Annotated in this window: 4 protein-coding genes and 1 pseudogene; 1 reads left to right on the top strand and 4 read right to left on the bottom strand. The window is 72.8% G+C overall.

Annotation, left to right across the window (positions count from 1 at the left end):
* Positions 1 to 6: 6 nt before the first annotated feature.
* Positions 7 to 6,402 (top strand): annotated as a pseudogene (locus N7925_RS27015) (type I polyketide synthase); the annotation flags it as partial.
* Between the two features lie 405 nt (positions 6,403 to 6,807).
* Here the strand turns inward: N7925_RS27015 and N7925_RS27010 are convergent.
* The 4 genes from N7925_RS27010 to N7925_RS26995 all read right to left on the bottom strand — a co-directional run bounded on the left by N7925_RS27010 (position 6,808) and on the right by N7925_RS26995 (position 23,766).
* Positions 6,808 to 12,282 (bottom strand): SDR family NAD(P)-dependent oxidoreductase, encoded by a 5,475-nt coding sequence (locus N7925_RS27010; RefSeq protein ID WP_443032248.1) that lies wholly within the window; start codon positions 12,280 to 12,282, stop codon positions 6,808 to 6,810.
* On the bottom strand, positions 12,269 to 20,587 hold the full coding sequence (locus tag N7925_RS27005) for a type I polyketide synthase (RefSeq protein ID WP_274345426.1): 8,319 nt from the start codon (positions 20,585 to 20,587) through the stop codon (positions 12,269 to 12,271). Before N7925_RS27005 ends, N7925_RS27010 begins: the two co-directional genes overlap by 14 nt.
* Positions 20,588 to 20,812: 225 nt before the next feature.
* Complete coding sequence (locus tag N7925_RS27000; RefSeq protein ID WP_265602010.1) at positions 20,813 to 22,015, bottom strand: acyl-CoA dehydrogenase family protein; 1,203 nt, start codon at positions 22,013 to 22,015, stop codon at positions 20,813 to 20,815.
* A gap of 245 nt (positions 22,016 to 22,260) precedes the next feature.
* Entirely contained in the window at positions 22,261 to 23,766 is a 1,506-nt protein-coding gene (locus N7925_RS26995) for an MFS transporter (RefSeq protein WP_265602009.1), read from the bottom strand.
* Between the last annotated feature and the right edge of the window lie 10 nt (positions 23,767 to 23,776).

Raw genomic sequence — 23,776 nt, 5'->3', positions numbered from 1 at the left:
GACGAGAAGCTCCTCGACTACCTCAAGTGGGTCACCGCGGATCTGCACAAGGCCCGGAACCGGGTCGAGGAACTTGAGTCGAGCCGGTCCGAACCCATCGCCATCGTGGGCATGAGCTGCCGCTACCCCGGTGACGTGTCGACGCCCGACGAGCTGTGGCAGGTGGCCGCCGACGGCGTCGACGCGATCACCGGCTTCCCCCTCGACCGTGACTGGGACATCGAGAACCTGTACGACCCGGACCCTGACGCGGCCGGCAAGTTCTACGCGCGTGAAGGCGGGTTCCTCAGCGACATCAAGGGCTTCGACGCGGGGTTCTTCGGGATCTCGCCGCGCGAGGCACTGGCGATGGACCCGCAGCAGCGGCTGCTGCTGGAGACCTCGTGGGAGGCCATCGAAGACGCGCGGATCGACCCGCGCTCGCTGCGCGGCAGCGACACCGGCGTGTATGTCGGCGTGATGTACACCGGCTACGCCTCCACCGTCAGTGCCACGGCGACGGGCATCGAGGGCTACGCGATGACCGGCATGCTGACCAGCGTCGCGTCGGGCCGCATCTCCTACGCTCTCGGCCTGGAGGGCCCGACTGTCAGCATGGACACGGCGTGCTCGGCGTCGCTGGTGTCGATCCACCACGCCGTGAACGCGCTGCGCAACGACGAGTGCTCGCTGGCGCTGGCCGGCGGGGCGATGGCCATCCCCGTACCGGACTGCTTCGTGGAGTTCTCGCGGCTGCGCGGGTTGGCTGTGGACGGTCGGTGCAAGGCGTTCGCGGCGGCGGCTGACGGGACCGGTTTCTCCGAGGGTGTGGGGATGCTGGTGCTGGCGCGGTTGTCGGTGGCGCGGGAGCGCGGGCTGCCGGTGCTGGGTCTGGTCCGGGGCAGTGCGGTGAACTCCGACGGTGCGTCCAACGGGCTGACCGCGCCCAGCGGTCCTTCCCAGCAGCGGGTCATCCGCTCGGCGCTGGCCAACGCCGGTCTGTCCCCCGCCGAGGTGGATGTGGTGGAGGCGCACGGCACGGGCACCGCGTTGGGCGACCCGATCGAGGCGCAGGCACTTCTGGCGACGTACGGCCGGTCCCGGCCGGACGGTCACCCGCTGCTGCTGGGTTCGCTGAAGTCGAACATCGGACACACCCAGGCGGCTGCCGGTGTGGGCGGTGTGATCAAGATGGTCATGGCGATGCGGCACGGTGTGGTGCCCAGGACGCTGCATGTGGATGAGCCGTCGCCCGCGGTGGACTGGTCGGCGGGAGCGGTCGAACTGGTCACCGAGGAACAGCCCTGGCCGGAGACCGGCCGGCCCCGCCGCTCCGCGGTCTCCTCCTTCGGCGTCAGCGGAACCAACGCACACATCGTCCTGGAGCAGGCACCGGCGACCGCGCCGGCCGAGTCCGCCGGGACGGATGCCGCATCCGAGTCCGGTGCTTCCGTGTCGCTTCCGGTGGTGCCGGTGGTGGTGTCGGGGCGTTCGGCGGGGGCGTTGCGGGAGGCTGCGGGTCGTCTGGCGGGTGTGGTGTCGGCTGGTGGTGTGGGTGTGCTGGATGTGGGGTTGTCGGCTGCGGTGTCGCGGTCGGTGTTCGAGCATCGTGGTGTGGTGCTGGCTTCGGGGTGTGAGGAGCTGGTGGCGGGGTTGCGGGTGTTGGCGGACGGTGGGTCTGCCGGTGGTGTGGTGTCGGGTGTGGCGGGTGAGGGCCGTGTGGGTGTGCTGTTCACCGGTCAGGGTGCGCAGTGGGCGGGGATGGGCCGGGAGCTGTATGAGGGGTTCCCGGTGTTCGCGGAGGCGTTCGACGAGGTGTGTGCGGGGTTCGACGGGCTGGTGCCGGGTTCGTTGCGGGAGGTGGTGTTCTCCGGTGCGGGGCTGGATGAGACGGGGTGGACGCAGCCGGCGTTGTTCGCGGTGGAGGTGGCGTTGTTTCGTCTGGTGCGGTCGTGGGGGGTGGGGGCGGACTGTGTGACGGGTCATTCGGTCGGTGAGCTGGCGGCGGCGTATGTGGCGGGTGTGTGGTCGCTGGGGGATGCGTGCCGGGTGGTGGCGGCGCGGGGCCGGCTGATGCAGGCGTTGCCCGCGGGTGGGGCGATGGTGGCGGTCCGGGCCGGGGAGGCGGAGGTCGCCGAGTTGCTGGTGGGGCTGGAGGACAGGGTCGGTCTGGCGGCGGTCAACGGTCCGTCGTCGGTGGTGGTCTCGGGTGCGGAGTCGGCGGTCGGGGGTGTGGTCGGGGTGCTGGCCGGGCGGGGGGTGAAGACGAACCGGCTGTCGGTGTCCCATGCGTTTCACTCGCCGCTGATGGATCCGGTGCTGGAGGAGTTCGCCGCGGTGCTGGAGGCGGTGGAGTTCCGTGAGCCGTCGGTGGAGATGGCGGCGGATGTGGCGGATGTGTGTTCGGTGCGGTATTGGGTTGATCATGTGCGGGAGCCGGTGCGGTTCGCGGATCAGCTGGTGCGGTTGCGGGAGCGGGGGGTGACCACGTTCCTGGAGGTCGGTCCGGACGGTGTGCTGAGCGCGATGGGTCCGCATGTGGTGGCGGACGGGGTGTTCGTGGCGGTGCAGCGGCGGGAGCAGCCGCAGGTGGTGACCGCGTTGACGGCGTTGGCGCGGGTCCACGCGGCCGGTCACGGGGTGGACTGGGCGCGGGTGTTCACCGGGACCGGGGCCACACTGGTCGACCTGCCGACCTACCCCTTCCAACACCAGCCCTACTGGCTGGACGGCACCTCCCCCGGCGGACGCAGCACCACCGGGCTCAACCTGTCGGCAGCAGGCCATCCGCTGCTCTCGCATGCGATGGAACTCGCCGGGGGCGACGGCGCGGTCTTCACCGGCCGGCTGTCCCTGCACACCCACCCCTGGCTCGCCGACCACCGCATCGACGAGGTCGCGACGCTGCCCTCCTCGGCCCTGGCCGACCTGGCGGTCCGGGCCGGCGACGAGGCCGGCCGCTCCGGCATCGCCGGTCTGACGGTCCACCGTCCGCTGACCGTTCCGGACCGGGGCGGAATCCAGATACAGGTGACCGTGGGCGCGGTCGACGAGGACGACGGCTACCGGCGGATCACCATCGGTTCACGGCCCGACCGGGACGACCCGGCCCTACCGTGGGACGTCCACGCCACCGGCCTGCTCACCGAGTCGGCCCCGGCGCCCGAGGTCTCCCTGGCCGACTGGCCGCCGGCCGGCGCCGAACCCGTGGAGACGGACGGCTTCTACGACCGGCTCGCGGAGAGCGGCCACGCCCACGGCCCGGTGTTCCGCGGGCTGCGGGCGCTCTGGCAGCGGGACGAGGCGTTGTTCGCCGAGGTCCGGCTCCCCGAGGACACGGACCCGGACACCTTCGGCATCCATCCCGCCCTGCTCGACGCCGCGCTGCAGCCGCTGCTCACCGCCGGGTACGACAGCGGCCTGTCCTGGCACGGCTTCAACCTGTACGCCTCCGGCCCGCGCGCGCTCCGGGTCGCCATCCGGCCCCAGGGCCCGGACACGTTCCGGGTGTGGCTGGCCGACGACACCGGCGAACCCGTCGCCGAGGTCCGCTCACTGCGGCGGAGCCCGGTGGCCCCCGCCCCGCAGCCCGGCACCACGACGGACGACTCGCTGTTCCACGTGGCCTGGCCGCCGGTGGTCCTCCCCGATCCGCGGGACATCGCCCACGAGGGCTGGACCGCACTCGGCACCGACATGCCGGCCGGCATCGCGCGCCGGGTCGAGAGCGTCATCGACGCAGCCGGCGCCGTCCTCGTCGCCGTGCTCGACACGGAGGCCGGAGGCGACAGCGATCCCGTGGACACGGCGCACCGCACCACCGCACGGGCGCTCGAACTCGTGCAGGAGAGCCTGGCGTCCGGAACCACCCGGCTCGTGCTGGTGACGCGCAACGCCGTCGCCACCCACGACAGCGAGGACGTCGAGGTCGGCTCGGCCCCGGTGTGGGGCCTGGTCAGGTCCGCCCAGGTCGAGAACCCCGGCCGTATCTCGCTGATCGACGTGGACGGCAGCCCGGCGAGCGCCGAGCAGCTGCCCGCCGCGATCGCGTCCGGCCACGACCAGGTCGCGCTGCGCGCCGGACGAGCGAGCACCCCCAGGCTGGCCCGGGTCCGCCCGGTGGAGGTGGTGCGGCCGGAGGTGGCGGCCGAGGGCACGGTCCTGGTCACCGGCGGAACCGGCGCGCTGGGCTCCCTGTTCGCCCGGCACCTGGTCACCGACTACGGCGTACGCCACCTGCTGCTCACCAGCCGACGCGGCGACAACGCCCCCGGCGCCACCGAACTCGCGGCCGAACTCACCGCCCTGGGCGCCACCGTCCGCATCACCGCCTGCGACGCCGCCGACCGCACCGCCCTCGCCGCCCTCCTCGACACCGTCCCCCCAGAACACCCCCTCACCGGCATCGTCCACACCGCCGGCATCATCGACGACGGCATCATCACCGCCCTCACCCCCGACCGCCTCACCACCGTCCTCCGCCCCAAGGCCGACGCCGCCTGGCACCTCCACGACCTCACCCGCAACCACCCCCTCACCCTCTTCATCCTGTTCTCCTCCGTCGCCGGAGTCGTGGGGTCCCCGGGGCAGGCCAACTACTCGGCGGCCAACCACTTCCTCGACGCGCTCGCACAGCACCGCCGGGCGAACGGCCTTCCCGCCGACTCCCTCGCCTGGGCGGCCTGGGGACAGGAGAGGGGCATGGCGTCCCGGCTGTCCGAAGTGGACCGGAGCCGGGCGACGCAGGCGGGCCTGCGACCGATCGCACCGCACGAGGGCTGCGCGCTGTTCGACGCGGCGATCAGCGCCGCGCACGCGACGACGGTGCCCATGCACCTCGACACCGCCCTGATCGGGCGCCAGCCCGGCCCGCCCCTGCCCGTACTGCGGGGTCTGGTGCGGACGCCGGCCCGGCGTGTGGTCGCCGCGACGGCCGAGGACACCGGACTGCTCGCGGAGCGCCTCGCCCTCCTCGACGACGCCGGCCAGGAGGAACTTCTCCTCGACCTGGTGCGCACCGCGGTGGCGGCGATCCTCGGCCACAGCGGCACCGACCGGATCACCCCCACCTCCGTCTTCACCGAGCTGGGTTTCGACTCGCTGACGGCGGTCGAACTGCGCAACCTGCTGGAGGGCAGGACGGGGCTGCGCCTGCCGCCGACCCTGCTGTTCGACCACACCAGCCCGGCGGCGCTGATCGCCCACCTCCGCGCGGAGCTCTCCAGCCGGACCGAGTCCCCGACGCGGTCCACCGTGGACTTCCCGGCCGAGGTGCGGCTGGCGGACGACGTGGTCCCGGCCGCGGACGTCACCACCGTGGTCGCCGACCCGAGGCAGGTGTTCCTGTCCGGGGCGACCGGGTTCGTGGGCGCCTTCCTGCTCCGGGACCTCATGCGCTCGACCGATGCCACGGTGCACTGCCTGGTCCGGGGCTCGGACGAGTCGACCGCGCTCGACCGGCTGCGGTCCAACCTGACCTGGTACGGCATCTGGGACGAGATCGACACCGACCGCCTGTCGGTCGTCGCCGGCGATCTCGCCGAACCGCGCTTCGGCCTCGGCGCCGAGCGGTTCGACCGGCTCGCCCGTGACGTCGACGCCGTGTACCACGCGGGTGCGACGGTCAACTGGCTGCACCCCTACCAGTCGCTCAAGGCAGCCAACGTGACCGGTACCGAGGAGGCGCTCCGGCTCGCCGCACTGCATCGGACGGTTCCCCTGCACTACGTGTCGAGCACCGGCGTCTTCGCCAGGCCCGCGCCCGGTGGCGGCGGGCTGGCCCCGGAGGACCCCACCGGCCCGCCGGAGGAGCTGACCAACGGCTACCGGCAGAGCAAGTGGGTCGCCGAGAAGATCATCGGGCTGGCCCAGGAGCGCGGTCTGCCGGTTTCCATCTACCGCGCCGACGTCATCTCCGGAGCGCAGACCAACGGCGCCTGCCAGGCCCGTGACTTCGTCTGGCTGAGCCTGAAGGGCAGTCTGCAGGCCCGTACGGTACCGACCGGCGCGAACGCGCTCTTCCCGATGGTGCCGGTGGACTATGTCAGCGCGGCCGTCCTGGAGCTGTCCCGGACGACGAACGGCCGGACCTTCCATCTCTTCAATCCCGTACCGGTCAGCTTCGCCGAGATGGTGTCGCGACTGCGCGAGTCGGGTTACGTCCTGGACGAGGTGACCTGGGACGAGTTCGTCACCACGGTCCGCAACGATCGGGACAACGCGCTCTTCCCGACGATCGACATCTTCCGGAGCTACATGACCGCGGGCGAGGCTCTCTACATGGAGATGGACGTCAGCGCGACCGATGCCGCCCTGGCCGGAACGGACATCGTCTGCCCGAAGATCGACGCCGATCTCTTCGGGACGTACACGGAGTTCTTCGCCGGCGTCGGCTACTTCCCGCCGCCGCGGAAGCTCGGTTAGCACCGGTCCGGCAGCGGCCGGAGACCCGGAAAGCCGCCGGTCGCGGGGATCAGTACGATCCCCGCGACCGGCGGCTCTTCCGTGTGGGGTGCCCCGGCACGGTCGGGACGGGGCGCGACGGATGCTTTGCCGGGCGGAGGAAGGGCAGTGGTCGTCCACGCACCGTGAGGAGCGCGGACCGGCCCGCTGAGACCGGCGCGCGGCGACCGGTCTTCCTCGGGGGTCCGCCGCGCCCCGCAGGGCGTGCAGGCCGGACGGCACCGCCCGCGCCGGCGGACGCGCCCCGAGGACTGCCCGGCACTCCCCCCGGTTCACCGGGGCCGTAACGCCACTGGTCCGCCGGGGCGGTGAACGCCCCGACGGACCAGGTGTGGCAGTCGGGCCACGAGGCCCGGCGGATACGGCTCAGCTGCCGTCCAGGAACTGGAAGAGATCCTCGTCCGACGCGTCGCTGACGTCGAACCGCGCCTCGGAGGGGCCGTCGGCCTCCCGGAACGCGCGCAGTTTCGTCAGCAGGCCCTCGATACGGTCGACGATCTTGTCCCCGTCGGGCCCGGTCGCCGAGGACCTGGTCAGCGCCGACTCCACCCGGTCCAGCTCGGTCAGCACCGAGCCCGTCGGGGCGAAGGCACCGGCCGACAGCTCGCGAACCAGCTCGCGGGTGACGGCCGCCGCGTTCGGGTGGTCGAAGACCAGCGTCTGAGCGAGCCTGAGGCCGGTAGCGGCGGTGAGCCGGTTCCGGAACTCCACGGCGGACACCGAATCGACACCGAGGTCGGAGAACGCACGGTCGGCATCGAGCGTCCGGCCCGCCGCGTACTGGAGCACTTCGGCCATCTGGGTGCAGACCAGAACGAGGAGGGCCTCGTACCGGTCCGTCTCCGACAGCCCGGCCAGCCGGTCGGCCAGGGAGCCCGTGGCGGCCCTCGGCCGCGGAGCGCGCGGTGTGACGCTTCGGCCCGCGAGCCGCCGCAGGATCGACGGGACGTCGCTCTGGGCACGTATCGCGGCCAGGTCCAGTACCACCGGAACCAGCACCGGCTCGTCGAGGCCGAGCGCGGCGTCCAGCATCGAGACACCCTGTTGCGACGTGGACAGGGTCACGCCGAAGCGGCTGAGCCTGGCGACGTCCACCTCGCTCAGGTGCTTGGTCATCGTGCTGCGCTCGTCCCACATGCCCCACGCCAGGGACTGCCCGGGCAGCCCCTGGGCCTGCCGGTGCTGCGCGAGCGCGTCCAGGTAGGCGTTGCCGGCCGCGTAGTTCGCCTGACCGGCCGGCCCGATCAGCCCGGACATGGAGGAGAACAGTACGAACGCCGACAGGTCGAGGTCACGGGTCAGTTCGTGCAGGTTCCACGCGGCGACCGCCTTGGGCCGGAGCACCGCGTCGAGCCGCTCCGCGGTCAGATCGGTCAGCAGTCCGTCGTCGAGGACACCGGCCGCGTGCACGATCCCGGTGAGCGGGGCTCCGGCCGGGACGGCGGCGAGCACCTCGGAGAGCGCGCCGCGGTCCGTCGTGTCGCAGGCGGCCAGGACGACGTCGGCGCCCATCCCCGTCAGCTCGGCCGCCAGTGCCGCGGCCTGCGGGGAACCGGCGCCCGAACGGCTGACCAGGACCAGCCGTCGTACCCCGTGCGCGGCCACCAGGTGCCGTGACACGACGGCCCCGAGCGTGCCGGTGCCGCCGGTGACGAGCACGGTGCCGTCCCCGAACGCCGCCGGGGGCGCGGCACCGGTGCCGGCCTCGGCCCGGGCCAGCCTGGGTACCAGCACCCGGCCCGACCGGAGAGCCAGCTGCGGCTCCTCGGCGATCAGGGCCGCCACCGCGTCCCAGGACACCGGCTCGGCGTCCACGTCCAGCAGTCCGAACCGGCCCGGGTGCTCGGTCTGCGCCGTCCGTACCAGCCCCCACACGCCTGCCTGGTCGAGGCCGCCGACCGGGTCGTCCGGCCCGGTGCCGACCGCTCCCTCGGTCACCAGGACGAGTGTCCCCGGGTCGAACCGCTCGTCGGCGAGCCACTGCTGCAGGGCGGTGAGCACCGAGCCGGTGACCTGCCCGGTGTCCGGCCCAGCGGGGCAGCGCAGGAACACCACTCCCGGAGCGGCGGGTACGTCCGCCAGTGCGTCCACGAGCGCCCAGCGGACGGGCGCCGCCGGTCCGGCGGGCACCGTCTGCCACGCCACCCGGAACATCGAGTCCGCGGTCGTCTCGGTCCCCGCCGCCGGCATCTGCCGGAACCGCAGGCCGTCGACGGACGCCACCGGCACACCGGCCACGTCGGTGAGCTCGATCGACACCGCGTCCGTGCCGGAGGGCGCCATCCGCAGCCGCAGCGCGGACGCCCCGACCGCCGACAGGGTCACACCCGACCAGGAGAACGGCAGGACGGCGCCGTCCATCCCGTCGAGGACCGGCCCGTACCAGACGGAGTGCAGCGCCGCGTCCAGCAGCGCCGGGTGCAGGCCGAACCCGTCCGCCCCGGCAGCGGCGTCCGTCGGCAGGGCCGCCTCGGCGAACAGCTCGTCGCCGCGCCGCCACACCCTCGTCAGGCCCTGGAACGCCGGGCCGTAGTCGTAACCGCGCGCGGCGAGGTCACCGTAGACGTCACCGAGTTCGACCTCCTCGGCCCCTTCCGGGGGCCACACCGCGGCGGCGAGGACGGCCGGCCGGGCCCAGGCGCTCAGCGAGCCCTCGGCGTGCCGCACCCACTCGCCGTCGTCCGGCTGCGCGTGCACGGACACCTCGCGGTGTCCCGACTCGTCGGCGTCCCCGACCACCACCTGGATCCGCGCCGTGTCCCGCTCCCCCAGGACCAGCGGGGTATGGACGGTCAGCTCGTCCAGCAGGTCGCAGCCGACCTCGCGGCCGGCGCGCAGCGCCATCTCGACGAACACCGTGCCCGGCACGAACACCCGGCCGAACACCGCGTGGTCGGCCAGCCACGGCTGGTCCTCCAGCGACAGCCGGCCGGTCAGCACGGTCCCGCCGGACTCGGGCAGCGTGAGCACCGCGCCGAGCAGCGGGTGGTCCCCGGCGGTCAGTCCGGCGCCCCGCAGATCCCCCGCGGGTGCGACCGTCTCCATCCAGTACCGGTCCCGCTGGAAAGCGTAGGTCGGCAGGTCCACGGTGGCGGCGCCCGTTCCGGCGAACACCTGGTGCCAGTCCACCTCCACCCCGTGCACGTGCGCCGAGGCCAGTGCGGTCAGCGCGGTGGCCGATTCCGGGCGGTCGGCCCGCAGCAGCGGCACCGCGACGGGTGCGGGACCCTGGTCCCGCACCGGCTCGCGCTCCTCGAAGCACCCCTCGGTCATCGTGGCGATCGCGGCGTCCGGGCCGATGCCGATGAAACGGGTCACCCCGTCCTCCCGGAGGCGGCGCACGGTGGCGGCGAACAGCACCGGCTCGCGCACCTGGCGCACCCAGTACTCCGCCGAGCGCACCGTCTCCGCCGCCAGCGGTTCGCCGGTGACCGTGGAGATGAGCGGCAGCAGCGGCTCGTGGAACTCCACGTCGCCGAGCACCGCGCGGTACGGCGCCAGCATCGGGTCCATGAGGGGCGAGTGGAACGCGTGGCTCACGCGGAGCCGCTTGGTCCGCCGGCCGAGGGCCGCGAAGTGCTCGGCGATCCGCACGACGGCGTCCTCGTCGCCCGACACGACCACCGACTCCGGCCCGTTCACCGAGGCGATGCCGGCAACGTCATCCGTCAGCACCGCCACGACCTCGGCCTCGGTCGCCCGGATCGACACCATCGCGCCGTCCTCGGGCAGTGCTTCCATCAGCCTGCCGCGCGCGGCCACCACGCGGCACGCGTCCTCCAGCGTCCACAGTCCGGCGACGAACGCCGCCGACAGCTCACCGAGCGAGTGGCCGGCCAGCGTCTCGGGCAGCACGCCCCAGGAGCCGAGCAGGCGGGTCAGCGCGACCTCGACGGCGAACAGCGCGGGCTGCGCCCACCCGGTCCGGTCCAGCAGCTCCTCCGCGTCGGTGTCCGCACCGGGCTCGGCGAACAGCACGTCGCGCAGCGGGCGGTCCAGCAGGCCGTCGAATCCGGCGCACACCTCGTCCAGCGCCGCCGCGAAGACCGGGAACTCCGCGTACAGCTCGCGGCCCATGCCGAGGCGCTGGGTGCCCTGTCCGGCGAACACGAAGGCGGTGCGGCCGGGGTGTGCGACACCGCGCACCACGCCGTTGTCCGTACCCCCCTCGGCGATCGCCCGCAGACCCGCGATCAGCCCGTCCCGGTCCCCCGCCACCACGGCGGCCCGTTGCTCGAACGCCACCCGGGCGGTGGCCAGCGAGAAGCCGGCGTCGAGCGGCTCCAGCGCTACCGCGGAGTCCGCGGGCTCCCGGGAGTCGAGTCCGGCCAGCAGCCGAGCGGCCTGGCCGGCCAGCGCGTCGGGGGTCTTGCCGGACAGCACCCACGGCACGAGCGGCAGGGACACCCCCGCGTCCGGTTCCGCGGCTCCGGACCCGGCGGCTCCGGACTCCGGCGCCTGCTCCAGGATCAGGTGCGCGTTGGTGCCGCTGATCCCGAAGGACGACACAGCGGCCCGTCGCGGACCGCCCGTCACCGGCCACTCGCGCCGCTCGGTCAGCAGACCGACCGTCCCGTCCGTCCAGTCGACGTGCGACGACGGGGCGTCCACGTGCAGGGTCCGGGGCAGCACGCCGTGCCGGAGCGCCTGCACCATCTTGATCACACCGCCGACGCCGGCGGCGGCCTGGGTGTGCCCGATGTTCGACTTCAGCGAGCCCAGCCACACGGGGCGGGCAGGGTCGCGGCCGAGGCCGTAGGTGTCCAGGACCGCCTGCGCCTCGATGGGATCGCCGAGGCTGGTGCCGGTGCCGTGGGCCTCCACCGCGTCCACGTCCGACGGGGACAGGCCGGCGTCCTCGAGCGCCTGGCGGATCACCCGCTGCTGGGACGGCCCGTTCGGCGCGGTGAACCCGTTCGACGCGCCGTCCTGGTTGACCGCGCTGCCGCGCACCACGGCGAGCACCGGGTGTCCGAGCCGCACGGCGTCCGAGAGCCGCTCCACGAGGACCATACCGACGCCCTCGGCCAGGCCGGTGCCGTCGGCCGTGTCCGCGAAGGACTTGCAGCGCCCGTCCGGGGCCAGTCCGCGCTGGCGGCTGAACGCGACGAGCATGCCCGGTGTGGACATGATCGTGGCGCCGCCGGCCAGCGCCATCGTGCACTCCCCGCGGCGCAGTGCCTGGACGGCGAGGTGCAGGGCCACCAGCGACGACGAGCACGCGGTGTCGACGGTGACCGCGGGTCCCTCGAAGCCGAAGGTGTAGGCGATCCGGCCGGAGCTGGCGCTGTTCGTGACGCCGGTGAGCAGGTGCGCCTCCGCACCGCCGACCGCCTCGTGCAGCCGGGGCCCGTAGTCCGTGGCCATGGCTCCCGCGAAGACGCCGACCCGGGCGCCGCGCAGCGAGGCGGGATGGACCTCGGCCCGCTCCATCGCCTCCCACGAGGTCTCCAGCAGCAGCCGCTGCTGCGGGTCCATCGCCACCGCCTCGCGCGGTGAGATCTCGAAGAACTCGGGGTCGAACTCGGTGGCTCCGCTGAGGAATCCACCGTGCCGGGTGTAGGTGCGGCCGGTCACGTCGGGGTCCTGGTCGTACAGCGACTCCATGTCCCAGCCCCGGTCACCGGGGGACTCGGTGATCGCGTCGCCGCCGGTCTCCAGCAGCCGCCACAGGTCCTCGGGCGAGCTGACGTCACCGGGATACCGGCACGCCATGCCGATGACGGCGATCGGTTCCTGACTGCCCTCCTCCGCCTCCCGCAACTGCTGCTTGGTCTGCTGGAGTTCGGCCGTGACCCGCTTGAGGTACTCGACCAGCTTCTCTTCGTTACTCATGAGCACTCCGTTCAGAACTGCCGAGTTCGCCGTCGATGAGATCGAAGAGCTCGTCGAGTTCCAGCCCGTCCAGCTCCCGGGCGGGCGGCGTGGGGGTCGTGGACGCGGCGGTCTGCGCGGGCGGCTCCGCGGGGCCGAGCGCCGCACCGAGGTGGCCGGCGAGCGCCGACGGCGTCGGGTAGTCGAACACCAGCGTGGCGCGCAGCCGCAGCCCGGTCGCCGCTCCCAGCCGGTTGCGCAGTTCCACCGCCGTCAGCGAGTCGAACCCGAGCTCCTTGAAGCTCCGGTCGGCGGTGACCGTGCCCGGTGTGCCGTGTGCCAGCACGGTGGCGGTGTGCTCCCGCACGAGGCCGAGCAGGGTCTCCTCGCGCTCCTCGTCGGTCATCCGGGCGAGGCTGTCGCCGAGGGACGCGGCGCCGCCCGGATCGACGGCCGCGACCTCCGCCCGCCTGACCCTGTCCCGGACCACCCCGCGCAGCAGCGCCGGCACCGGACCCTGTGCCCGCACGGCGGCCGGGTCGATCCTGGCCGGTACGAGCAGAGCCGCTCCGGAGGAGAGCGCGGCGTCGAAGAGCGCCAGGCCCTCCGCCGACGACATCGGGGCCAGGCCGGCCCGGCTCATCCGGCCCAGGTCGTTGTCGGACATCTGGCCGGTCATTCCGCTGGCCTCCGCCCACAGCCCCCAGGCCAGCGAGACGGTCGGCCGGCCGCTGGCCGCGCGGTACTGGGCCAGGGTGTCCATGAACACGTTGGCCGCGGCGTAGTTCGACTGTCCCGGCAGTCCGAAGATGCCGGCGACCGAGGAGAACAGGACGAACAGCGACAGGTCGAGACCGGCGGTCAGCTGGTGCAGGTTCAGCGCGGCGTCGACCTTCGGCCGCAGCACACGCTCCACCTGCTCCGGTCGCATCGCCTCGATCACGGTGTCGTCCAGCGTTCCAGCAGCGTGCACCACACCGGTCAGCGGCCGGTCGGCCGGGATCGACGCCAGTAGCGCGGCCAGCGCGTCCTTGTCGGCGGTGTCGCAGGCGGCCACGGTGACCGTCGCGCCCAGCCCGGTCAGCTCGGCGGTGAGTTCGGCCGCGCCGGGGGCGTCGGGACCGCGCCTGCTGGTCAGCAGCAGATGGGCCGCCCCGTACGTGGTCACCAGGTGGCGGGCGAACAGCTTGCCGAGGGTGCCGGTGGCGCCGGTGAGCAGCACGGTGCCCGTCGCCAGGTCGGGCCGCACCGCGGGCCTGGGGGTGACCCGGGCGAGCCGGGGCACCACCGGCCGTCCCTTGCGGATCGCGAGCTGCGGCTCTCCCGTGGCCAGGGCGACCGGCAGCGCCGCGGCGGACTCCTGGTGACCGTCCAGGTCGACGATCACGAACCGGTCCGGGTGCTCCCGCTGGGCCGACCGCGCCATGCCCCACGCCGTGGCGCCGGCCACGCCGAGCAGGTCCGCCTCGACCGATTCCATGACCGGTTCCACGGCCATCGCGTTCCGGGTGAGCAGCACCAGTTTCGACGTGGCGAACCGCTCGTCGGCGAGCCACTCCTGGATCAGCCGCAGGGTGCGGCCGGCCACGTCGTGGGCACCGCCCGCACCTGGCTCACCGGTCAGCGTGGCGAACACCACCTCGGGCACCGTGCCCGTATCGGCCAGGGCGGCGAGGTGGGCGTGGGAGGGCAGCCCGAGTCCGAAGTCGTCGGCGCCGGTGAGCGCCCACGACCGCGGACCGCCGGTGAGCTCCGGTACGCCCGCCTCGAGCCAGTCCACCCGGAACAGGCCGTCCGCGGGCCCGGCTGCCGCTTCCCCGGCGGGGATCGGCAGCAGCGCCAGCGACTCGACCGACGCCACGGGCGCCCCGGTGCCGTCGGCGAGGCGCAGCGAGACCGTGTCCGCGCCGTCCGGCGTGATCCACACCCGCAGCGTGGCGGCGCCGGTGGCCCGCAGGGACACTCCTTGCCAGGAGAACGGCAGGCGGCACTCCTTGCCGTCGGCGACGACCGGGTGCAGCGCGGCGTCCAGCAGCGCCGGGTGCAGCCCGTACCGGGTGGCGTCCGCCTCGATCTCCGGCGGCAGCGCGACCTCGGCGAAGATCTCCGAGCCCCTCCGCCACCAGGCACGCAGGCCCTGGAACGCCGGGCCGTAGTGGTAGCCGAGTTCGGTCCAGCGACCGTACCCGCCGTCCCATTCGACCGCCTCGGCGCCGGGCGGCGGCCAGGCGGTCAGGTCGAACTCCTCGCCCCGGCCGGAGGCGAGAGCCCCGCTCGCGTGCCGGGTCCAGCCGCCGGAGCCGTCCGCGGGGCGTGCGTGGACGGCCAGGTCGCAGCGGCCGGACCGGTCCGGCCCGCCGACCGTGACCCGTACGTCGACCCCGGCGTGCGGCGGCAGGATCAGCGGGACCTCACACGTCAGCTCGGCCACCTGGTCGCAGCCCACCTCGTCGCCCGCGCGGATCGCCAGCTCGACGAAGGCCGTGCCGGGCAGCAGGGCCGTGTCGCCGAGGCGGTGGTCGGCCAGCCAGGGCTGGGCCTGCCGGGACAGCCGTCCGGTGAGGACGAGACCGCCGGAGTCCGGCAGTTCCACCACCGCGCCGAGCAGGGGGTGATCCGCCGCGGCCAGGCCCGCCGCCTCGACGTTGCCTGACCCCCCATCCGGGGCCAGCGGAATCCAGTAACTCTGCCGCCGGAACGCGGACGTGGGTACGTCGGTCTGCCGCGCGCCGGGGAAGACGGTCCGCCAGTCGGGGCTCGCCCCGCGGGCGTACGCCTCGGCCAGCGAGGTCATGAACCGGTCGAGGCCACCGTCGTCGCGGCGCAGGGAACCGACGGCGACCGCGTCCTCCCGGGTGTCCTCGACCGCCGCCGTCAGCACGGGATGCGGGGTCATCTCGACGAACATCGTGTGCCCGCGCTCGGCCAACACGTCGACCGTCTCGGCGAAGCGGACCCGTTCACGCAGATTGCTGTACCAGTACTCGCCGTTCAGGCCGGTGGTGTCCAGCACGTCGGCAGTCACCGTCGAGTAGAACGGGATCCTCGACGGACGGGGCGTCAGTCCGGCCATGACGGTGAGCAGTTCGTCCTTGATCGGCTCCACGTGCGCCGAGTGCGACGCGTAGTCCGCCAGGAGCCGCTTGGCCCGGATCCCGTCGGCCTCGCACGCGGCGACCAGCTCGACCAGCGCGTCGATGTCACCGGCCACGACGACGGACGTCGGAGCGTTCACCACGGCCACCGAGAGGCGTCCCTCCCAGCGGCGCAGGATCTCGGTGACCTCGTCCTCGGGCAGCGCGAGCGAGACCAGGCCACCGGAGCCGGACAGCGCCCGGACCGTCTTGCTGCGCAGCGCGACGACCTTCGCCGCGTCGGCGAGGTCGAGCGCGCCGGCCACGCAGGCGGCGGCGACCTCGCCCTGCGAATTGCCGACCACCGCGGTGGGCTCCAGGCCGTAGGAGCGCCACAGTGCGGCCAGCGACACCATGATCGCGAACAGCACGGACGGCAGCACGTCCACCTTCTCCAGCGCGTCCACGTCCCGCAGCACCTCGAACAGGTTCCAGTCGAAGTGCGGGTCGAGCGCGTCCGCGCACGCCTGCATTGTCTCGGCGAACACGTTTGACTCGTCCAGGAGTTGCAGGGCCATGCCGGGCCACTGCGAACCCTGGCCGGGAAAGACGAAGACCACCCCGCCGGCGTCCCGCGCGGTCCCGCGCACCACGCCCGGGCTCTCGGTGCCGGCGGCGAGTGCGGTCAGTCCGCGGCGCAGCGCGGGCAGATCGGACCCGACGACGGCGGCGCGGTGCGGCAGGCCGGTGCGGGCGACGGCCAGGGAGAGGCCCGCGTCCGCCCGGTCCAGCCCGGGATCGGCGTCGACGAAGGACAGCAGGGCGGCGGCCTGCGCGGCCACGGCGTCCTCACTGCTCGCGGAGAACACCCACGGCAGCACGGGGTCGGTGGCCTCTTCCGCGGCCACCGGTTCGGCCGCCGGCACGGGTGCCGGCTCCGGCGGGGCCTCCTCGAGGATCACGTGTGCGTTCGTGCCGCTGATGCCGAAGGAGGACACCCCGGCCCGGCGGGCACGGCCGCTTTCCGGCCACGCCCGCGCCTCGGTCGCCAGCTCCACCCCGCCGGCGCTCCAGTCGACGTGCGGGGTCGGCTCCACGACGTGCAGGGTCTTCGGCACCGTCTCGTGCCGCAGCGCCTGGACCATCTTGATCACGCCGGCAACTCCGGCGGCGGCCTGGGCGTGGCCGATGTTGGACTTCAGCGATCCCAGCAGTAGCGCGCGCTCCGGCTCCCGGCCGCGTCCGTACGTGGCGGCCAGTGCTTCCGCCTCGATCGGGTCGCCGAGCATCGTCCCGGTGCCATGCGCCTCGACGACGTCCACGTCGGCGGTGGTCAGTCCGGCGCCGTCGAGCGCCTGGCGGATCACGCGTTCCTGGGCCACTCCGTTCGGTGCGGTGAGGCCGTTGGACGCGCCGTCCTGGTTGACGGCGCTGCCCCGTACCACGGCCAGTACCCGGTGACCGTTGCGCCGCGCGTCCGACAGCCGCTCCAGCACCACGGTTCCCGCGCCCTCGGCCCATCCGGTGCCGTCGGCGGAGGAGGAGAACGCCTTGCAGCGGGCGTCCACGGACAGGGCGTGCTGCCGGCTCAGCTCCACGAACATCCCGGGTCCCGACATCACCGCGACGCCGCCGGCCAGGGCCAGCGAGCACTCTCCGTCGCGCAGGGACCGCGCGGCGAGGTGCAGCGCCACCAGCGAGGAGGAGCACGCGGTGTCCACGGTGATGGCGGGGCCGTGGAGCCCGAGCGTGTAGGCGATACGGCCGGACATGACGCTGATCGAACCGCCGGTCAGCCGGTAGCCGTCGGTCTCGGTGTCCGCGACGTGCAGCCGGGGACCGTAGTCCTGCTCCATCGCGCCGACGAAGACACCTACGGACGCGCCCCGCTGGCCGGCGGGATCTATGCTGGCGCGCTCCAGGGCCTCCCAGGACGTCTCCAGGAGCAGCCGCTGCTGCGGGTCCATGGCGAGGGCTTCTCTCGGCGAGATGCCGAAGAACCCCGGGTCGAACTGGTCAGCGTCGTACAGGAAGCCGCCCTGCCGGGTGTACGAGGTGCCGCTGCGCCCGGATTCGGTGTCGGGGTCGTAGAGGCGCTCGGTGTCCCAGCCACGGTTGGTCGGGAAGTCCGAGATCGCGTCCGTCTCATTCATGACGAGCTGCCACAGGTCGTCCGGGGAGGCGACGCCGCCGGGGAGCCGGCAGGCCATCCCGACGATCGCGATCGGCTCGTCGGCCGCGAGGACCTGGCGAGCCGGCGCCGCGGCGGGAGCGGTGGGCTCCTCGACGCCCGAGGCCAGCGTGCGCAGGTGGTCGGCGAGTTCGGTGGGCGTCGGGTGGCCGAACAGCACGCCCGTCGGCAGGGTGAGACCGGTCGCGGCCCCCAGCCGGTCCCGGAGTTCCACCGAGGACAGGGAGTCGATCCCGAGTTCCTTGAACGTGGTGCCGGGATCCACCGCTTCGGCACCCGCGTGGCCGAGCACCACGGCGAGGGCCGACCGCACCACCGTCAGCATCCCGGGCCCGGCGGGCAGTGGGGGCGGGGTGGCCGCCGTTGCCGGGGCCTCCGTCTCCAGGACCTCGGCGACGGCGGGGTCCTCCGCGGGCGAGGCGGTCCACACGGTGCTCCCCGCGAGCCAGTGACGCTCGCGCTGGAAGGCGTACGTGGGCAGCTTCACCGTGCGGGCGCCGCGCAGGGCGAACACCCGGGACCAGTCCACTTCGACCCCCCGCACGTGCAGTTCGGCGAGCGAGGTGAGGAACCGTTCCGGCCCGCCCGCGCTGTTGCGCAGCGAGCCGGTGACCACGGCGGAGTCCAGCCCGGCCTGCTCCACGCTGTCGCGCAGGGCCGGCAGGAGCACGGGGTGCGGGCTGCACTCGACGAACACCGAGTGGCCGTCGCGCACCAGCGCCGCGGTCGCCTGCTCGAACTGCACGGTCTGCCGCAGATTGCGGAACCAGTACGCGGCGTCCAGCCCGGCGGTGTCGATCGGGGCGCCGGTCACCGTGGAGTAGAAGGGCACCGACGAGGACTGCGGCCGGATGCCGTCCAGCACGGTGGCCAGCCGCTCCCGGATCTGTTCCACCTGGGACGAATGAGAGGCGTAGTCGACCGCGATCCGGCGGGTCTCGATGCCGTCCTCGGCCCATCGCGCGGCTATCTCGTCCAGTGCCTCGGGGGTGCCGGACAGCACCACCGACGACGGGCCGTTCGCCGCGGCGACAGACACCGAGCCGTCCCACTCGGCGAGCCGCTCACGCAGCTCGTCGGCCGACCGCAGCACCGACATCATGCCGCCGCCCCCGGACAGCGCCGTCAGGGCCTGGCTGCGCAGGGTCACCACACGCGCGGCGTCCTCCAGCGTGAGGGCGCCCGCCACGCAGGCCGCGGCGATCTCGCCCTGACTGTGTCCGACGACAGCTGCCGGCTCCACCCCGCAGGAGCGCCACAGGGCGGCCAGGGACACCATCACCGCGAACAGCGCGGGCTGCACCACGTCCACGCGCTTGAGCGCTTCGGCGTCCCCCAGCACCTCGCTGAGCGACCAGTCGACGTAGGGCGCGAAGGCCTCTTCGCAGGCCCGGATCGACTCGGCGAACTCCGGTACGGAGTTCATCAGTTCGACGGCCATGCCCGGCCACTGCGCACCCTGGCCGGGGAAGGCGAACACCACCTTCCCGGGGGCGGCCTCCTGTCCCTCGACCACGCCGGCGACGGCCGCGCCGCCGGCGAACTCGGCGAGGCGCCGACGCAGTTCGGCCCGGTCGGCGCCGACCACGACCGCACGGTGCCGGAAGGCCGTCCTGGTGGTGGCGAGGGACAGCGCGATGTCCGCGTCGGACTCTTCCCGTTCCTCCGTGAAGGACAGCAGCCGGGCGGCCTGGGCGCGCAGCGCCGCCGCGGAGCGTCCGGCGATCGGCCACGCCAGCGCGCCGGTCTCCGGTCGCCGGTCCGCCTCGGGGGCGGCGGACGAGGCCGGCGCGGCAGCAGCCGCCGGGGGCTCGCCGACCACCAGGTGGCAGTTGGTGCCGCCCATGCCGAACGAGCTCACTCCGGCCACCAGCGGGCGGTCCGGTTCCGGCCACGGCGTCAGCTCGGTCTGCACCCGCAGCCCGAGTTCGTCCAGGGGGATGTCCTGGGGCGGCGCGACGAAGTTCAGGCTCGGCGGAAGCGCCCGGTTGCGGATGCTCAGCACCACCTTGAGCAGCCCGGCGATGCCGCCGGCACCCTCGAGGTGGCCGATGTTGGTCTTGACCGAGCCCACCGCCAGTGGCGAGCCGGAGTTCCGGGCGCGCCCGAGCGCGGCACCGAGCGCGGCGGCCTCGATGGGGTCGCCCACCTTCGTGCCGCTGCCGTGCAGCTCCACGTACTGCACGCTGCGCATCGCGACGCCGGCCCGCCGGTACGCCTGCCGGACGACCTCTTCCTGGGCGGAGCGGCTCGGCACGGTGAGGCCGGCGTGATCGCCCTCGCCCGCGCCGTCGTTGTTCATGGCGCCACCGCTCAGGACGCAGTAGATGTCGTCCCCGTCGGCCAGCGCGGCGTCCAGTGGCTTGAGCACGACGACGCCGCCGCCCTCGCCGCGCACGAAGCCGTTGGCCCGCTCGTCGAAGGTGAAGCACCGGCCGTCCGGGGACAGTCCGCCGAACCGCGCCGCGCCGAGCGTCGTCTCGCTCAGGATGTTCAGGTTCACGCCCCCGGCGACGGCCACGCCGCACTCGCCGCGGCGCAGGCTCTCGCACGCCAGATGGACGGCCACCAGCGAGGAGGACTGGGCGGTGTCCACGGTCATGCTCGGCCCGCGCAGGCCGAGGTGGTGGGAGACCCGGTTGGCGATGATCCCGCGGCGGGTGCCGGTCATCGTGTGCCGGCTGACCCCTTCCGGACCCAGCCGGTCCTGGAGCGCCGCGTAGTCGTCCCACATGACACCGACGAACACCCCGGTGTCGCTGCCGCCCAGTGCGGCGGGGACGACGCGCGCGTCCTCCAGCGCCTCCCAGGCCAGCTCCAGTGCCAGGCGCTGCTGCGGGTCCATCGCGGCGGCCTCGCGCGGTGAGATACCGAAGAACGCCGCGTCGAAACGGTCGACCTGCTCGATGAAGCCACCGAAGCGGTTCGGGAGTTCCGCACCGGGCCACCGGTCGTCCGGGGCCTCCCGTACGGCGTTGGTCCCGCCCTTCAGCAACCGCCAGAACTCGTGGCCGTCGCCGGCCTCGGGGAAACGACAAGCCAACCCGACCACAGCGATCTGTCTCATATTCACAGTGAACCGTGGGTGCCGACGGGTCGGCTTGTTTCTCGGGCCCAGAATTCGGCGGGGAATCTGGTCACCGGCGACAGTCAGGACCGGTTCCCGAAATCGAGAACAAAAGGGCGCGCCGATATTACCCGGCGGCGTTTTGCTTTCTTGCCGCCGAGCACTACCGACGCGTCGAGAAACGGCGGGCGGAATTTCCCGGAGAGTTCCGCCCATTGCCGGATCTCAGTACAGCAGGGTCACCGACGGGTGAATGTCCAGAACCGCACGGCTGTAGTCCTCAAGAATGGCCGGGCCGTTGAGCGAGGTGTGCCGGCTCATCACCGCGATGTCACGCCACAGGCGCTGCAGCGGGTTGGACAGGGAGAAGCCGCTGGCCCCGACCGCGTCGATGAGCTTCTCCACGCCGGCCCGCGCCTTCTCCTGGGCGGACCTCTCGTGCATGCGAGCGTTCGCGCGCACGATCCAGGGCAGCGGGGTCGTCTCCGGAATCCCGTCGAGGGTGGCGCCGACCTCACGCAGGTGCAGGGCGGCGGTCTCGATGAGGTGGACGCCCTCGGCGAAGGCCATCTGCACCGACGGCGCGTCGACGGCCGCCTCGTAGATGGTGTAGTTGATGCCCCGCCTCTTGTCGAGCAGCTCGCGCGCGGCCTCGACCGCGCCCTGGGCGGCGCCGACGATCGCGGCCAGGGACTGCGCACTGCCCTGGGTGAGCTGGCTGTCGCGCTCCTCCTCGCCCTTCAGGTCGGTGAAGCTGAACACCAGGCCCCGGCGCTCGGGGACGAAGACGTCCTCCGCCACACAGGTGTGGGTGCCGGAGCCGGCCAGGCCCGCCGCGTGCCAGGTCCGCTCGATCTTCAGGTCGCTCAGCGGCACCGCGACGCCCACGAGGTCCGTGGTGGGCTCGTCACCGTCGTGGATGACCACGCCGGGGATGCACGCCCAGTCCGCGATCTCACAGCCCGAGCTCCACGGGAACGTTCCGCTAATGCGGAAGCCGCCCTCGACACGCCGGGCCTTGGTCGTGGTCAGGCTGGCCGTGGAGAGCACGAACGCGTCGGGGTTGCCCTCGAAGATGTCGTCGATCGCCGTCTCCGGCAGGCCGTCCAGGGCGAACCGGGTGGACGCGGTCTCGATCGCCAGGTTCCAGCCGGCGGACCCGCAGGCTTTGCCCACCTCGGTGACGATCGCTATCAGGTCCGGCAGCGACAAGTCGTAGCCGCCGTACCGGGTCGGTGTCGAGAGACGGAAGAACTTCGCATCCCGCAGCGCGACCACGACCTCTTCGGCGAGCCTGCGGTCCTGCTCGGTCTTCACCGCATGCTCGCGGATCAGGGGTGCCAGTTCACGGGCACGTGCCACAAGCTCCGCCGGGTCGACCGCCGGACCGGCCGTCTCCGCTGCCCGCTCATTGGTCACTGCTGTCACGGAACGCTCCTTCGGATTGTGGGTCGTCGGGCCGACCTCACTGCCGAGGAGGGCTCACCGCACCGTGTTTCACGGGCCAGTCAATCGCCTCGGGCACAGGTGCTCCCAGCGCTGCGGACACAGAAACCGGCCGCCACGCTGGTACTTGGGACCAAGTACCGCGCGACGGCCGGTTTCCGGTGCGACACCGCCGGGCGGGCCTGCGAGCAGGGGCCGCGCCGAACGGGTTGAACAGGCCTGACGGGTCAGACGACGGGCAGCGGGGCCCCGTCCTCCGCATCGCTCTGAGCCTTCACATGACGGTCGAACAGCATGCCGCAGACGATCGCTCCGGCCATGAAGACCACCGCGCCCCAGAAGAACGCCGTGGTGTAGCTCTCCACCGCGGACTCCGCCACCAGGGCCGCCGACGGCGTCTTGCCTTCGAGGAAGGAGGTAGCCGCGGTGATGGCCAGGGTGCTGAGAAGCGCGGTACCGATGGAACCGCCCACCTGCTGGACGGTGTTGACCAGCGCCGACGCCGCTCCGGCGTCCTGCGGCTCGACTCCGACCGTCGCGACCGCGGAGCCCAGGGACACCACGAGGCCGAAGCCGATACCGGCGATGAAGGAGGGAGCCATGATGCCGCTGAGGTACGAGCTGTCCACGGTGAGACGGCTGAGCCAGAACGACCCCACCGCCGCCAGCACGAGGCCGGCCGGGATCAGGATGCGGGAGCCGAGCTTCGGCTCCAGCGCCGGCGGGATCGTGGTCGCGCCGATACCGATACCCACGATCATCGGCAGGAAGCCCAGGCCGCTCTTGATCGCCGAGAACTCCAGGATGAGCTGGAGGTAGTACGTGAGGAACAGGAACTGCACGAACAGGCCGACGCCCAGCAGGAACATCGCCAGGTAGGCGGAGCCCCGGTTGCGGTTCAGCACGATCCGTATGGGCAGCAGCGGCGTCCGCGTACGGAGCTCCAGCAGTACGAACGAGGTCAGCAGGATCACGCTCGCGACGAGGAGACCCCACACGTCGATCCCGCCCCACTCGCCGTCATCGGCGTTGGAAAGGCCGTAGGCGAGGCAGAACAGACCGATCGAGGCGGTCAGTGTGCCGGGCAGGTCCAGCTTCTTCGGACGGTCGCCGGCCTGGCGGTTCTGCATCGTCAGCATCGCGCCGACGAAGACGAGTGCCGTGAAGAGCACGTTGATGTACAGGCACCAGCGCCAGTCCAGCCAGTCGGTCAGCGCACCGCCGAGGATCAGGCCGAGAGCGAGACCGCCACTGCCCAGCGCACCGTAGACACCGAACGCCTTGATCCGTTCCTGCGGGTCCTTGAACGCGGTCAGCAGGAAGGACAGAGCCGCCGGAGCGACGAGCGCGGCGAAGCCGCCCTGGAGTGCGCGGGCCGTGATCAGCATGGCGAAGCTGGTGGCCGCGCCGCCCAGGACCGACGTGAGACCGAAGCCGATGATCGAGACCATCAGAGACCGCTTGGCGCCGAGGATGTCGACCAGTCTGCCGCCGAGCAGCAGAAGACTGCCGAACGCCAGCGCGTAGGCCGTGACGACCCACTGCCGGTCACCGTCACCGAACCCGAGATCGGCCTGGGCCGACGGCAGCGCGATATTGACGACCGTCGTGTCGAGGAAGATCGTTAACTGGGCGATCCCGATCACTGCCAGGATCTTCCAGCGGTTGACGTAGTGGAAGTCGGAAGTGTCCTCCGCCGCCACCTTCGACTCGGATTCTGCTGACTCTGACATACCGCTTGCC

The organism is Streptomyces sp. CA-278952 (assembly GCF_028747205.1).
Taxonomy (GTDB): domain Bacteria; phylum Actinomycetota; class Actinomycetes; order Streptomycetales; family Streptomycetaceae; genus Streptomyces.
The sequence above is the reverse complement of the archived record's forward strand: the minus strand, read 5'-3'. Positions and strand labels throughout refer to the sequence as shown.